Here is a 1764-nt window from a genome sequence, read left to right as displayed (position 1 = left end):
CCTTGATCACCTCGAAGGCAATGTCGTGGTTTGATGGCTTGTCCATGAGCAGCTTAAGCTCATACCACCGATCGCGGCCGATGCCTTTTGCTTCGCCGATTGCATCAAGAACCCGTGCCGGCAGGCTTGCCACCGACAGCATCTTCGACAGCGTCGTACGATCGATCGAAAGCGCCTTGAGAATGGTCACGTTGTCCTCGTCGTAGTGGAGACGTGCGAGGTCGGCGGCAAAGAGCGCTCTCTCGATGAATGGCACGTTCGCCCGAGCCGAGTTCTCCTGCCCGAGCGTGAGGACGTGTTCGCGGTCTTCCATCTCCTTGACGACAGCGCGAACTTTGCGCCCAAGCGCCTTGGCGGCATCGAGGCGCCGATGCCCAAACACCACCATGTAGCGGCCCGCGGATTTTGGGTGCGGCCGAACCAGAATAGGGGAGTTTTGGCCGTTCTCGCGGACTGCCTCCACCAGCTCGTTGAACTCCTGTTCGTTGCTTGCCCGTCTGTCTCGCACGAAGGAGGCGTCGACCATGTCAGGCTCCAGCTCGACGATGGTTTCGCCGGCAGCGAGCTTGTCGGCGCGCGCCGCCATGTCGTCCAACGTACTGAGAATCGACCGAGACGCGCCCCTCGCGGCGTATTCGACTACGGAGCGCTCGGCAGGCCTGTCGTTGTGGTCCAGTATGTTGGCGAAGGGGTTCTTACGAGCCATCGCTCAGCCTCATGATCTCTGCTATGCTCTTGAAAACACCGCGCTTTTGGTCCGTATTGACGGCAGTCAACATCATAGACGCCCCCAAGCTCGATGTAGCAGGCCCTGTATCTCGAAATTCACCGCGTCCAAGGCTTCGATTGCCCGGTCGTAGGTGTCGCGATTGAAGTTGGCGCGTTCGACCTCGTACAGCGTCTGCTTGGTTAGTCCGGCATCGGAAATCGCCGTCGACTTGACCATCGGGTTCTTCAGAATCTCCTCCGCCAGGATAGACTGCATGAATCCCAGCATCTGAGTCTGGGGCACATCAGACGGCTCGTATCGGGTGATCAGGTAGCGGAGCCAGTCAATCTTTACCGGCGCTCCCTTCTCCCGGATGGATCTGACGAAGTTGCCCAACATGAGGAGGAACTGACTCATCGACATCAGATCGAGCATCTGCGGGTGAACCGTGACGAGGACCGAGGTTGAGGCCGTCAACGCTGTGAGTGTGAGGAATCCGAGCTGCGGCGGGCAGTCGATGACTACGACGTCGAAGCGATCATCCACCTCCTCCAGTGATCGACCGAGCCGGCTGTAGAACCTCTTGCCCTCATTAGAGGTCTGCATAGAGAGGGGAGTGTCGAACTCGTATTCCTGCAATTCGAGGTTGGCTGGAATGATCTCGAGCAGAGGGAAGTTCGTAGGCAATATCACTTCCGCGATCGGCTGTCGCTTCTCGTCATATCGGATTGCATCGTAGAGCGATGGATTCCCGTCGAGCTCCGGTTGGAAGCCATGTAATGCCGAAAGGGATGCTTGCGGGTCGAGGTCGATCGCCAAGACCCTGTGCCCGGTCAACGCAAGATGCTGCGCCAGATGTGCGGCGGTCGTGGTCTTTCCAGAGCCACCTTTGAAATTGACTACGGCAACGACTTGGAGCTTCTCGCCCGGCTTGCGGAAGGGGACATATTTCTTGGCGTCGGATCGGCCGTACTTATCAAGGTAGTGCCGCAGCTCGATCATCTGCTCGCCATTGTAGAAGCGCCGCCCACCAGCAGCGATGAGCGGCTCCGGCC

The 1764-nt window shown here is 58.7% G+C and carries 2 protein-coding genes; both read right to left on the bottom strand.

Features of this window, described 5'->3' with window-relative positions:
• On the bottom strand, positions 1-706 hold a 706-nt coding region (gene repB, locus EOA85_RS34465), incomplete at its 3' end, for a plasmid partitioning protein RepB (RefSeq protein WP_127212658.1).
• A gap of 72 nt (positions 707-778) precedes the next feature.
• A partial coding sequence (gene repA / locus EOA85_RS34460; protein ID WP_127212657.1) for a plasmid partitioning protein RepA occupies positions 779-1764 on the bottom strand: 986 nt, incomplete at its 5' end.

The organism is Mesorhizobium sp. M5C.F.Ca.IN.020.29.1.1, from assembly GCF_003997375.1.
In the GTDB taxonomy this organism is placed as follows: Bacteria; Pseudomonadota; Alphaproteobacteria; order Rhizobiales; family Rhizobiaceae; genus Mesorhizobium; species Mesorhizobium wenxiniae.
Note: the sequence above shows the minus strand (reverse complement) of the source record. Positions and strands in the feature narration are given on the sequence as shown.